Source organism: Streptomyces fagopyri, from assembly GCF_009498275.1.
GTDB classification, from domain to species: domain Bacteria; phylum Actinomycetota; class Actinomycetes; order Streptomycetales; family Streptomycetaceae; genus Streptomyces; species Streptomyces fagopyri.
On the sequence record NZ_CP045643.1, the window covers coordinates 7,585,196 to 7,597,886 of the forward strand.

Sequence of the window (12,691 nt, forward strand, 5' to 3'; positions counted from 1 at the left end):
TGCCCCATGAGGCAGGAGGACCCGGGAAGTGTTCACCGGAATCGTCGAAGAGCTGGGTGAGGTCACCGCCGTCGAGAATCTCGACGAGGCCTCTCGCTTCCGCCTGCGCGGACCCGTCGTCACGCAGGGCGCACAGCACGGCGACTCCATCGCCGTGAACGGAGTCTGTCTCACGGTCGTCGACCACGAAGGCGACGAATTCACCGCCGACGTCATGGCGGAGACCCTGAAGCGCTCCAGCCTCGGTGCCCTCACCGTCGGCTCCCGCGTCAACCTCGAACGCCCCATGGCCGTGGGCGACCGCCTCGGCGGACACATCGTCCAGGGGCACGTCGACGGCACCGGCACGGTCCTCGGACGCGAGCCGTCCGAGCACTGGGAGATCGTGAAGATCTCGCTCCCCGCGGACCTCACCCGCTACGTGGTCGAGAAGGGTTCCATCACCGTCGACGGCATCAGCCTGACGGTCGTCGACGCGGGCCCGGACCACTTCACCGTGAGCCTCATCCCCACCACCCTCGACCTGACCACGCTCGGCCGCAAGCAGCCCGGCGACCCGGTCAACCTCGAGGTGGACGTCATCGCCAAGTACGTCGAGCGCCTGCTCGGCGCGCGGGGCGAGCAGCCGGCCGCACTGCCGGACACCTCCGGGAGCCGGCCGTGAACTGGCTCAACTCCGAGGCGTTCACGCTCTTCGGACAGCACATCAAGTGGTCCGACATGATCGGCAACGTGATCGGTCTGATCGGACTCGCGCTCGGCTGGCGGCGCTCCATCTGGAGCTGGCCCGTACAGCTCCTGTCCGGCGTCGTCCTGCTCACGGCCTTCGCCTCGGCCCATCTCTCCGGCAGTGCCGGAAAGCAGGTCGTGGTCATCGTCGTCGCCCTGTGGGGCTGGTGGCAGTGGAACCGCGGCCGGGGCCCGGGCCGGGACGGTGCCGTCGCCGTACGGTTCGCCACCTGGCGCGAGCGCGCCGCCCTGGTGGGCGCTGCGGCCGTCGGCACCCTCGCGGTCAGCGCCCTGTTCCACGCGTACCCGTCGCTGTCCTGGGACCCCTGGCCGGACGCCTACATCTTCGTCGGCACGGTCATCGCCATGTACGCCCAGGCGCGCGGCATGGTCGAGTTCTGGTTCGCCTGGCTGCTCGTCGACGTGGTGGGCGTGCCGCTCAACTTCGCCAACGGCTTCGCCTTCTCCGGTTTCGTCTACGTCGTCTACGGCGCGCTCGTCCTGTGGGGCATGCGCGACTGGTGGCTGCGCTCCCGCAAGGCCGGGCAGCCCGTTCTGGAAGGAGTCCCGGCATGACCGCCGCCCCCGTCTGGTACAGCACCGGGCATGAACAGGACGTCTCCGACTTCGCGCTCGACCCGGTCGAGAAGGCCATCGCCGACATCGCGGCGGGCCGGCCGATCGTGGTCGTCGACGACGAGGACCGGGAGAACGAGGGCGACCTCGTCATCGCCGCCGAGAAGGCGACCCCCGAGATCATCGCGTTCATGATGAGCGAGTGCCGCGGACTCATCTGCGCACCCATGGAGGGCGACGAACTCGACCGCCTCCAGCTCCCGCAGATGGTCGAGAACAACACCGAGTCGATGAGGACGGCGTTCACGGTCTCGGTGGACGCCTCCGGCGCGCACGGTGTGACCACCGGCATCTCGGCCGCCGACCGCGCCACCACACTGCGGCTGCTGGCCGGGGGCCAGGCCGGAGCGGGCGACTTCGTACGGCCCGGCCACATCTTCCCGCTGCGTGCCAGGCCCGGCGGCGTCCTCGTCCGCAACGGCCACACCGAGGCGGCCGTCGACCTGGCCCGGCTCGCCGGCCTGCGACCCGCGGGCGCCATCGTGGAGATCGCGGGGGAGGACGGCCGTATGCTGCGCCTTCCCGAACTGATCCCGTTCGCCCGCAAGCACGGTCTGACCATCATCTCCATCGAGGACCTGGTCGCCCACCGTCGCTCCACCCAGCTCCCGGCCCCGTTCGGTCAGGCGACGCCCCCGGCCGGACCCGCGGTCCGCCGCGAGGCCAGGACGCAGCTGCCTACCGCCTTCGGCGAGTTCACGGCGTACGGCTACCACTCCATCGCCGACGGGGTCGAGCACGTCGCCCTGGTCCACGGCGAGATCGGCGACGGCGAGGACGTCCTCGTCCGCGTCCATTCCGAGTGCCTGACCGGCGACGTCCTCCACTCGCTGCGCTGCGACTGCGGCCCCCAGCTTCAGTCCTCCCTGCAACGCATCCAGGCCGAGGGCCGCGGCATCGTCGTCTATCTGCGCGGGCACGAGGGACGGGGCATCGGCCTGTTGTCCAAGCTGCGCGCCTACGAGCTCCAGGAACGCGGCCGGGACACCCTCGACGCCAACCTCGAACTCGGACTGCCCGCCGACGCCCGCGACTACGGCGCGAGCGCGCAGATCCTGGAGGACCTCGGCGTCCACAGCCTGCGTCTGATGACCAACAACCCCGACAAGACCGACGCGCTCGTCCGGCACGGCCTCCGGGTCACCCGGCGGGAGCCGATGCCCGTCCAGGCGGGCGAACACAACCTCCGCTACCTGCGCACCAAGCGGGACCGGATGGGGCACGACCTGCCCTGGCTGGAGACGCCCACCGCGTCCGCCTGCGGCAACCAGTGACACCCGCGGGAGGAGACACCCGCGGAATCCAGTGACCGCACAACCCGGTGACAGCGCGACCCAGTGACAACGGAGTCCGGAGACAACGGAGTCCGGCGGCACCGGCATCGAGCAGTACCGGCATCGAGCAAACCGGCATCAAGCAACACCGGCACGACCGGCAACACAGCACAGACGCACTGAGGAGAGACGTGAGCGGCAAGGGTGCACCCGAACTGTCCGTACGCAACTGCGGCGACCTGCGCGTCGCGGTCATCGCGGCACAGTGGCACGAAAAGGTGATGGACGGCCTCGTGGACGGCGCGCTGCGCGCCCTGCACGAGCTGGGGATCGACGAGCCGACCCTGCTGAGGGTCCCGGGCAGCTTCGAGCTCCCGGTCGTCGCCAAGGTTCTGGCGGGCCGAGGCTACGACGCCATCGTCGCGCTCGGTGTCGTCATCCGCGGCGGCACGCCCCACTTCGAATATGTGTGCCAGGGCGTCACGCAGGGGCTCACCCAGGTCTCCATCGACACCGGCGTCCCCATCGGCTTCGGTGTACTGACCTGTGACACCGAGGAGCAGGCCCTGGACCGGGCGGGCATCGAGGGCTCCCGTGAGGACAAGGGGCACGAGGCGGTGACGGCCGCCGTGGCGACCGCTACCACGCTGCGCTCAGTATCCGAACCCTGGCGCTGAGGCACCGGCTCCACCGCGTAGGGTGGGCAGCACCATGTCCAAGAAGACGTTCGAGGAGCTCTTCACCGAGCTCCAGCACAAGGCCGCCACCGGCGACCCCGCCACCTCCCGCACCGCCGAGCTGGTCGGCAAGGGGGTCCATGCCATCGGCAAGAAGGTCGTCGAAGAGGCCGCAGAGGTCTGGATGGCCGCCGAGTACGAGGGCAAGGACGCCGCCGCCGAGGAGATCTCCCAGCTCCTCTACCACGTCCAGGTGATGATGGTGGCGCGCGGAATCTCCCTCGACGACGTGTACGCCCACCTCTGAGCCACGCCCCGCACCCCCCGTACGAACCGACAGACGTACGCACGAACAAAGGAAGCCGACCTCATGCTGCGCATCGCCGTCCCCAACAAGGGTTCCCTGTCAGGACCTGCGGCGGAGATGCTGCATGAGGCCGGCTACCGGCAGCGCCGGGAGTCCAAGGAGCTCAGGATCGTCGATCCGGGCAACGAGGTCGAGTTCTTCTACCTCCGCCCCCGCGACATCGCGATCTATGTCTCCTCGGGCCGCCTCGACATCGGCATCACGGGCCGCGACCTGCTCGTCGACTCCGGAGCGAGGGCGGAGGAGATCCTCCCGCTCGGTTTCGCCCGTTCCACCTTCCGCTTCGCCGGCAAGCCCGGCACCGCCAAGAGCGTCGACGACCTCGCCGGCCTGACCATCGCCACCTCCTACGAGGGCATCGTCGCGGGCCACCTCGCCGGCAACGGCATCGACGCCTCCGTGGTCCACCTCGACGGCGCCGTGGAGACCGCGATCGAACTCGGTGTCGCCGAGGTCATCGCGGACGTCGTCGAGACCGGCACCTCGCTGCGCAACGCGGGCCTGGAGGTCTTCGGCGAGCCGATCATGAAGTCCGAGGCCGTCGTCGTCCGGCGCGTCGAGGGCGGCACCGACGAGGACACCGAGCCCAAGGTCCAGCAGTTCCTGCGCCGCCTGCAGGGTGTCCTGGTCGCACGGACGTACGTGATGATGGACTACGACTGCCGCGCCGAGCACCTGGAGCAGGCCGTCGCGCTCACCCCCGGCCTCGAGTCGCCGACCATCTCGCCCCTGCACAACGAGGGCTGGGTGGCCGTCCGCGCGATGGTGCCCGCCAAGGAGGCGCAGCGGATCATGGACGACCTGTACGCGCTCGGCGCGCGGGCCATCCTGACCACGGCCATCCACGCCTGCCGCCTCTGAGGACCGTCCGAGTCATGTCCCACCTTCCCGAACTCCCCGTCACGTTCCGGCCGTCCCGGACCCGGGCGGTCCTGCTCACCGCGGGCGTCTCGATCTTCGTGGTCATCACCACGGTCGCGATGCTCCTGGAGCAGCTCAGCCCGGGGGAGCGCGCCAGCTTCGTCTTCACCGGCGCGCTGCTGCTCGGCGTCCTCGTGCTGCTGTCCCGGCCCAAGGTCGTCGCCGATGAGAGCGGAGTCACAGTCGTCAACATCGCCGGCAGCCGGCACCTGGACTGGGCGGAGATCCTCCAGGTCAATCTGCGCCCCGGCGACCCCTGGGTGTTCCTCAACCTCAGTGACGGCACCAGTCTTCCGGCGCTCGGCATCCAGCCGGGCATCGCCAGACAGCGCGCGATCGACGACGCCCGCACCCTGCGGGCGCTCGCCGAGGCCCGCTCCATCGGCGACCCGGAGCAACATCACGGCTGACTCTCGCCCTTCGACCCTGCCCTGCGGGCCCATGTCTTGATTAACCTGTTGGCGGAGGCGTTTTCGTTGCGCCTCCGCCACTGACATGCCACCCGGTGTCCAGAGGCCCCCTGCTACCCGAGGAGTGACTCCCTCCAGCGATGGACGGATCGTCCTGTAGTACCTGCGCCGCCCCCTCCCGACCCATCGAGGCGGCGGCATGACCATCCCCCTGCTGCTTCTCGCGGCGGCGTTCCTGCTGATCCTCGCCAACGGTTTCTTCGTGGCGGCGGAGTTCGGCCTCGTCACGGTCGAGCGGCCGGACGCCGAGAAGGCCGCGGCCGAAGGCGACCGACGGGCCGGTACCGTCGTCAACTCGCTCAAGGAGCTGTCCTTCCAGCTCTCCGGCACCCAGCTCGGCATCACCATCACCTCGCTCGTCGTCGGCATGCTCGCCGAGCCGGCGCTCGCCCAGCTGCTCCACGGACCGTTCACCGCGCTCGGGCTGCCCGAGGGTGCCGTGTCCGGCGTGGCCGTGGTGGTCGGGATGCTGCTCGCCGCGGCCGTGCAGATGGTCGTCGGCGAACTCGTGCCGAAGAACTGGGCCGTGTCCAAGCCGCTCCAGGTCGCCCGCTTCGTCGCGGGCCCGCAGCACGTCTTCTCCAGCCTGTTCCGGCCGGTGATCGCCGCGCTCAACACGGTCGCCAACCGGCTCGTACGGGCGCTCGGCGTCGAACCCGCAGAGGAGCTGGCGTCCGCCCGCACCCCCGGCGAGCTCGTCTCCCTGGCCCGGCACTCCGCCCAGGCCGGCGCGCTGGAGCAGGACACCGCGGATCTCTTCGTACGGACCATCTCGCTGGCCGACCTGACCGCGCAGCACGTCATGACGCCGCGGGTGAGGGTCAGCGCCCTCCAGTCGACGGCCACCGCGGAGGACGTCGTCAACCTCACCCGGGCCACCGGCCTGTCCCGCTTCCCCGTCTACCGGGAGCGGATCGACGAGGTGGTCGGCATGGTGCATCTCAAGGACGCCCTCGCGGTGCCCTCGCACGACCGGCTGCGCACACCCGTCGGCCGGATCGCCCAGGCCCCGCTGCTCGTCCCGGAGACACTGCCCGTGCAGCCTCTCCTGGAACGGCTGCGCAGCGAGCAGCCCATCGCCGTCGTCGTCGACGAGTACGGCGGCACGGCGGGCGTCGTCACCCTGGAGGACATCGTCGAGGAACTCGTCGGCGAGGTCCGCGACGAGCACGACGGACAGGACCTGCCCGAACTCGCCGTGGCACCGCCCGAGGAGGGCCGGCCGGCCTGGGACGCCGACGGCAGTTGCCGTGTCGACATCCTGCAGCGCATAGGACTGGATGTGCCCGAGGGTCCGTACGAGACCGTGGCGGGGCTCGTCGCCGATCTGCTCGGCCGCATCCCGGCACCCGGTGACAGGGCGGAGCTTCCGGGCTGGCGCCTCTCGGTGCGCCAGGTCGGGCACTACCGTGCCGAGCGGGTCCGGCTGGTCAGGATCGCGGACGCGACCCTCGCCCCGGAGGCCGTCCGATGAGCGTGCTCCAACTCCTCTTCGCCGTTCTCCTGGTGCTCGCCAACGGCTTCTTCGTCGGCGCCGAGTTCGCGCTCGTCTCCGTGCGGCGCAGCCAGATCGAGCCGCTGGAGTCCACCCGCGCCCGCCAGGTCCTGTACGGGCTGGAGCGGTTGCCGCAGATGATGGCCGCGGCCCAGTTCGGCATCACCATCTGCTCGCTGACGCTCGGCGCGGTCGCCGAGCCGACCGTCGCCCATCTGCTGGAACCCCTCTTCGAGGCGGTCCATCTGCCGGACGGCGTGATCCACCCCCTCGGATACGTCATCGCGCTCGCCCTCGTCGTCTTCTTCCACCTCGTCATCGGCGAGATGGTCCCGAAGAACCTGGCGATGGCCGCGCCGGAGAAGACCGCGCTGTGGCTCAGCCCGGGACTGGTCGCCTTCGCCCGCCTGTGCCGGCCGGTCACGGTGGCCCTCGGCGCGTGCGCCCGGCTGATCCTGAAGCTGTTCCGGGTGGAGCCCAAGGACGAGGTCGAGGCGGTCTTCACGAGCGAGCAGCTCAACCGCCTGGTCGAGGACTCGGGCCAGGCCGGCCTGCTGGACCCGGAGGAGCAGGAGCGGCTGGAGGACGCCCTGGAACTGGGTTCCCGACCGGTGACGGACGTCCTCCTGGACCGGGAGTCCCTGGTCACCGTGGGCGCCTCGGTCACCCCGGGCCAGGTCGTCGCCCTCACCGCGCGCACCGGCTACTCCCGCTTCCCGGTGGTCGCGGAGAACGGCGCCTTCATGGGCTACCTGCACGTGAAGGACGTCCTCGACCTGGAGGAGTCGGAGCGCGCGGTGCCCCAGCAGATCTGGCGGCACATGACGACCCTGCGCTCGGAACTCCCCCTCGACGACGCCCTGACCGTGATGCGCCGCGCCGCCACGCACCTCGCGCAGGTCGCCGACGCGTCAGGAAAGGTGCTCGGGCTCGTGGCGCTGGAGGACGTGCTGGAGCTGCTGGTCGGCGAGGTACGGGATCCGGCACACCGGGACGTCACCGTGGTGGCCGCGCCGCCACTCGCCGAGCCGGTGCCCATCGAGGCTCCGGAGGAGGCGCTGGCGACGTGAGCCATCGGGGGTCCGGGGGCTGTCGCACCCGGACCCCCGATCGGGGCTTCGAGTGCCTTGCCCCAAGGTCGGACGGGCAGAAATCGCCTGACCCGGCTGTCGGCCTTTCCCACGTGGGCCCACACCTTCAGCCCGTCCTGAGCCTTCCGGCGCGGGCGCGCACATCCAGCCCGTCCGGCGTTTGAGGACGAGCCCTTCGGGCGATGGCGGGGGTTCAGGGGGCGCAGCGTCCCTGGCAGAGGTCTGGGGGCGGAGCCCCCAGGTACGGGATGACGGAGGTCCCCCCTGCTCTGGCGAAGCCGAGAGCTTGGGGGAGGGCAGGGGCGGCGGGGGCGAACCCCCGGGTCACAGGGCCGACGGGTCCTGGGGCCCCCGCCCCGACAACACCTCCCCGTACGCCTGCATCAGATCCGGCAGCCGAAGCGTGGACAGATCGTCCCGCGACGGCGTGTGCGGATACCCGGACAGCCGCAGATCCCGGTACGCGCAGCTCTTCTCGTACAGCGTCCGCAGGAACCGTCCGTTGCCGAGCTCGTCGATCCAGCCCTGATCCACGACGTGCCCGGCGATCGAGCGCAGCTCGTCCAGCGCCTCCTCGTCCCAGATGTCACCGTTCTCCGCGGCCAGCACCTCGCCGATGGAGGTGAGTTCGAGGGGGCGGTAGGACGGGAAGTCGACGCGGGTGGTGAAGCGCGAGGAGAGCCCGGGGTTGGCGGCGAGCAGACGGTCCATGCCCTCCGGATAGCCGGCCAGGATGACGACCAGGTGGTCGCGGTTGTCCTCGGCCCGCTTCAGCAGCACCTGCAGGGCCTCGTCGCCGTACGCGTCGCCCTTGCCGTATCCCGAGTTGGACAGCGAGTACGCCTCGTCCACGAAGAGGACCCCGCCGATCGCCGAGTCGATCAGCTCATTGGCCTTGACGGCGGTCTGGCCGAGATACTCGCCCACCAGATCGGCCCGCTGCGCCTCCACGAGGTGGTCGCCGCCGAGCAGACCGAGCGCGTAGAAGACCCGGCCGAGAATGCGGGCCACGGTGGTCTTGCCGGTGCCCGAGGGGCCGGAGAAGACGAAGTGCCGCTTCGGCGGCTGGACCGGCAGCCCCTGCCCGGCCCGCAGCCGCGCCATGTTCAGCTGCGCCGACAACGCCTTGACCTGGCGCTTCACGGGCTCCAGGCCCACCATCCGCTCCAGCTCGGCGAGTGCCTCCTCCAGCAGCGCCGGGTCGGTCGGCCCGGCGGGCAGCGGCCGCACCGGAACCACGGCCTTCTCCCGCACCACGTCGGTCTCCGGTGACACCGCGCCGGGCGGCAGCGGGTCCGCCTCGGGGAGCCGGAGGTCGCGGCCCTCGCCGCCCCACAGCGGATCCAGGCCGTCCGGGCCGTCCATCACGTCCTGCCCGATCCCGGTGAGTGTGATCGCCGCCAGATCGGCGGCGGCATCGTCGTACCCGTCGCCCTCGGAGATCGCGGCGAGCCGCGCGGAGGTGTCCATGAAGGCCGGGTCGACCCGGTGCACGGCCCGGTACAGGGGCAGCGCGGCGGCCGACCTGCCGGTGCCCTCGTGCGCCCGCGCCAGCCAGTACCGCAGCTCCTTGCGCTGCGGCTGCTCGCTGCGGCAGCGCATCAGCGCCGACGACAGCAGCGGCTCCGCCTGCCCGAACATCTCCAGCCGGACCCGGGCCATGCCGCCGAAGAGACCGGCCTCTATGCCCAGCATCGGATCGTCTATCAGCGGGTCCGTGTGCCGGACCAACTGCTCCCAGTCCTTGACGAGATAGGCCCGGCAGGCGTGCAGGAAGCGCACCTGCGGATCCGCGTCCACCGGCGGAAGTCCGGCCAACGCCCGGTCCAGTTCGGGGACATGACGCCCGTCCAGCCAGTGCGAGGCGTGCGCGAGCAGTAGATCGCGCGGACTTTCGAGCACCGGCTGCACCCACCAGCCCAGCCAGTACCAGGAGTTCAGGGTGCGCCGGTGCCGGGAGCGCTGTTCGCCGAAACGGTCCCGGTGCCGGAACATGCGCAGCAGCGCGGCCGTGGTGTCCACGCGCAGCGCGTGCAGTCCGAGCCAGCCGTCCGCCATACCGGGGTCCATCCGGACCGCGGTGCGGAACTCCTCCTCCGCCTGCGGATAGGCGCCCATCGTGTAGGCGTCCACACCTCGCATCCAGGCGAGGTCGGCCGGGGCCTCCGGGCCCTGCGTGCCGAAGTCCATCACGTCCCCCACAAACCGTGCCCCCGATGGTTCTCCGAGCGGGCCGGTGCCCGTCGGCAGCTTGGTCGAACCGCTGTGCCGCGGACGGGAGTTGCACCGGTGCGCAGAGCAAGCCGTCCGAAGGTCGCACCGAGAGGCATGGTACCTGCGCCGCATGGGCCTGCCGAAGGGTGCCGACAGCACCGTTGCACGAGGTGGGAGCAGACGGGGCGCACTTCATCCGGTGACCCAGGGTGAGCGGATCACGGCACGCGGCGCCCGAAAAGGAAGGGTGTGGGCAGAACGAAGCCCCCGATCACGGGGGAACAACCGGGGGCTTCGCGTCTGCGGGGCGACCTCGAAGGGCCGCACATTCAGAACGTAAGTCCTGTACGGCCCCTCGGTCAAGCCGAGTTGAGGCACTGGCGGAAGTTCTCCCACAAGGGTCTTCACGAGTTCAGCACATTGCGGATGGTCCGTCACCGTGCGTGATGAACTGGTCCGGTCCAGGGGTCCCGGCAGGCCCCGAAAACACCTCGTATCCCTCGGAACACTGCCGCACCAGAAGATCCGCGAAGGGCCTTGAGGGGTCTTCGGCGAAATGCCGACGTTCCGCGGCGACCCACTCGGTCCAGAACGCGCTCTGCGCCTCGCCGTCCCGCCGGCGCCCCCGTGTCCAGGCCTCGTCGCGGGGCAGTTCCATCCACAGCAGCCGCGCGAGATACGGGCGCAGCGCCCGGCGTCCGGCGCCGACGCCCTCCAGCAGGACCACGGGTGCGGGTGGCAGCTCACGTACCGGCCCGAAGCCCCTGGCCGTCCAGTCGTACGGGGTGTAGCGCGCCGCCGTGCCGCGGCCCAGCGGCTCGATCACCTGGTCCAGCAGGCGGGCCGTCCAGTCGAAGAGCTCCTCGTGCGTCGCGATGTCGTCGAGGTGCAGTACGGGCGCGCCGCCCAGGGCCGCGGCCAGCCGTCCCGTGAACGTGGTCTTCCCGGAGCCCGCGTGCCCGTCGACGCCGATCAGGCGGACGGGGCCGGCGGAGGGCGGCAGCCGGCGCAGCTGGGAGGCGAGAGCGTGAATGGGTGGTCCCGGGTCCGGTGGGGTGTGTGCGGTGATGCGCGGGATCATTTTAGGCCGGGTCGATTTCGGCCGGATCGGCGACCCGGAAAGCGCGTCGAGAAGGTGCGGGGGAGGGGCCCCGGGAAAATCCGGGGGAGTGGCGGAGAAGAGGCGGAGAAAGGCCCGGCGGGGATTCCGGGAAATTCACGGAGTCGCCCGGGGAAAGTGGACGGGAATCCACGCCGATGGGGTCCATTCCCGCGCTTTCGGCGCGGCCGGAGTCCGGTCGTGCGTCGGCTTCGCAGGTCACGCCAGTGGTCCCGACCAATATTGGTGGGCGTGGCACGGCCCGAAGTGCTGGCAGAAGTCGCCTCACCGTGTTCATAGTTGAGAATTGCCGCTACCGGACGAACGGGGGGTCACCCACCCATGACCAGAGCTTCAGAGCCGTCCCGCAGAACCGTTCTGGCCGCGGCGGTCGCCGCGGCGGCGACCGGTGCCGCGGCCACTCCGGCCGTGGCGGCGGAAGCACGCTCCGCGGAGGCCCGCCGGGGGCACACGCCCGCGCGCGCCGTGGACAACCACGCCTGGACCTCGTACGCCGACTGGCGGTCCGGTACCGCGAAAGGCACCCGGGCCGTGTCGGGCACCCGGCCGGGCCTCGTGATCGCCTCCCCGGCGGGCAAGGCGCCCTACCCGGATCCGCACACCGGCCGGACGGTCACCTGGGAGTACGCGACCTGGACCTCCCCGGTCCACCGGCTCGCCGTCCCCGCCACCGAGGCCATCGCCTCGTGGAACGCGCGGACCCCGGCGGGCACCTGGCTCCAGGTCGAACTCACCGGCACCTACTCCGACGGCACCGCGACGCCCTGGTACGTGATGGGCCGGTGGGCGGCCGGCGACCAGGACATCAGGCGGACCTCCGTCGACGGCCAGAAGGACGGCAGAAGCAGCGTCTGGACGGACACCTTCGCCATCGACGACGCCGCCTCGGGCCTGCGCCTCGTCTCGTACCGGCTGCGCCTGACGCTGTATCGCGCGCCGGGTTCCGGGGCCACTCCCACCGTCTGGCGGCTCGGCGCGATGGGCTCCGACATCCCCGACCGCTTCACCGTCCCGGCCTCGGCTCCCGGGCTCGCCCGCGAGCTGAAGGTGCCGCGCTACTCGCAGGAGATCCACGCCGGCCAGTACCCCGAGTACGACAACGGCGGCGAGGCCTGGTGCAGCCCCACCTCCTCGCAGATGATCATCGAGTACTGGGGGCGCCGGCCGACGGCGGAACAACTGGCCTGGGTCGCCCCGGGCCTGGCCGACCCGCAGGTGTGCCACGCGGCCCGAAACACCTACGACTACCAGTACGACGGCTGCGGCAACTGGCCGTTCAACGCCGCCTACGCGGCGACGTACCGGGACATGCAGGCCGTGGTGACGCGCCTCGGCTCGCTCGCCGACCTGGAGACCCTGATCGCGGCCGGCATCCCGGCCATCACGTCCCAGTCCTTCCTCAAGTCGGAACTGACCGGGGCGGGTTACGGCACCTCGGGCCATCTCATGACCGTCGTCGGCTTCACCGCGGACGGCGACGTGATCGCCAACGACCCGGCCTCGCCGGACGACGCCGCGGTCCGCCGCGTCTACCGGCGGTCCGAGTGGGAGACGATCTGGCTGCGCACCAAGCGGTACAACGCCTCGGGCAACGTCGTCTCCGGCACGGGAGGCGTCTGCTACCTGTACTTCCCCGCGCAGCCGACCCAGCGGCAGCGCCAGGCGCTCGCGGCGGTCGGCGTCCGGTGAGGAGGGGG

At 70.9% G+C, this 12,691-nt stretch carries 12 protein-coding genes; 10 read left to right on the forward strand and 2 right to left on the reverse strand.

The annotated features are described in order from the left end of the window. The first annotated feature begins 28 nt into the window (after positions 1-28). The 9 genes from GFH48_RS32840 (at position 29) to GFH48_RS32880 (ending at position 7,639) form a co-directional block, all read left to right on the forward strand. Positions 29-664 (forward strand): riboflavin synthase, encoded by a 636-nt coding sequence (locus GFH48_RS32840; protein WP_153291712.1) that lies wholly within the window; start codon positions 29-31, stop codon positions 662-664. Then, a complete protein-coding gene (locus GFH48_RS32845) occupies positions 661-1,305 on the forward strand; it encodes a nicotinamide mononucleotide transporter family protein (RefSeq protein WP_153291713.1) in 645 nt (214 codons plus the stop codon). The genes GFH48_RS32840 and GFH48_RS32845 overlap by 4 nt, the downstream gene beginning before the upstream one ends. Next, positions 1,302-2,639, forward strand: coding sequence for a bifunctional 3,4-dihydroxy-2-butanone-4-phosphate synthase/GTP cyclohydrolase II (locus tag GFH48_RS32850; protein WP_153291714.1), 1,338 nt, complete (start codon positions 1,302-1,304; stop codon positions 2,637-2,639). Before GFH48_RS32845 ends, GFH48_RS32850 begins: the two co-directional genes overlap by 4 nt. 191 nt (positions 2,640-2,830) lie before the next feature. Beyond that, complete coding sequence (gene ribH / locus GFH48_RS32855; RefSeq protein WP_153291715.1) at positions 2,831-3,316, forward strand: 6,7-dimethyl-8-ribityllumazine synthase; 486 nt, start codon at positions 2,831-2,833, stop codon at positions 3,314-3,316. Positions 3,317-3,350: 34 nt separating this feature from the next. Next, positions 3,351-3,623 (forward strand): phosphoribosyl-ATP diphosphatase, encoded by a 273-nt coding sequence (locus GFH48_RS32860; RefSeq protein ID WP_015661856.1) that lies wholly within the window; start codon positions 3,351-3,353, stop codon positions 3,621-3,623. A gap of 63 nt (positions 3,624-3,686) precedes the next feature. Continuing rightward, entirely contained in the window at positions 3,687-4,544 is an 858-nt protein-coding gene (gene hisG / locus GFH48_RS32865; RefSeq protein ID WP_153291716.1) for an ATP phosphoribosyltransferase, read from the forward strand. A 14-nt stretch (positions 4,545-4,558) separates the two neighbouring features. Beyond that, entirely contained in the window at positions 4,559-5,014 is a 456-nt protein-coding gene (locus GFH48_RS32870; RefSeq protein WP_153291717.1) for a PH domain-containing protein, read from the forward strand. A gap of 199 nt (positions 5,015-5,213) precedes the next feature. Beyond that, positions 5,214-6,548, forward strand: coding sequence for a hemolysin family protein (locus tag GFH48_RS32875; RefSeq protein WP_153291718.1), 1,335 nt, complete (start codon positions 5,214-5,216; stop codon positions 6,546-6,548). Beyond that, complete coding sequence (locus tag GFH48_RS32880) at positions 6,545-7,639, forward strand: hemolysin family protein (RefSeq protein WP_153291719.1); 1,095 nt, start codon at positions 6,545-6,547, stop codon at positions 7,637-7,639. Before GFH48_RS32875 ends, GFH48_RS32880 begins: the two co-directional genes overlap by 4 nt. A gap of 345 nt (positions 7,640-7,984) precedes the next feature. On the opposite strand, the gene GFH48_RS32885 is transcribed toward GFH48_RS32880, so the two are convergent. Both GFH48_RS32885 and GFH48_RS32890 read right to left on the reverse strand, forming a co-directional pair. Continuing rightward, the gene (locus tag GFH48_RS32885; RefSeq protein WP_153291720.1) at positions 7,985-9,850 is read right to left on the reverse strand and encodes an AAA family ATPase; all 1,866 of its coding nucleotides are present in this window, start codon (positions 9,848-9,850) and stop codon (positions 7,985-7,987) included. Between the two features lie 436 nt (positions 9,851-10,286). Continuing rightward, a complete protein-coding gene (locus GFH48_RS32890; RefSeq protein WP_153291721.1) occupies positions 10,287-10,955 on the reverse strand; it encodes a uridine kinase family protein in 669 nt (222 codons plus the stop codon). A gap of 360 nt (positions 10,956-11,315) precedes the next feature. Between GFH48_RS32890 and GFH48_RS32895 the strand changes: the two genes are divergently transcribed. Further along, a complete protein-coding gene (locus GFH48_RS32895) occupies positions 11,316-12,683 on the forward strand; it encodes a peptidase C39 family protein (RefSeq protein WP_153291722.1) in 1,368 nt (455 codons plus the stop codon). The last annotated feature ends 8 nt before the right edge of the window (positions 12,684-12,691 follow it).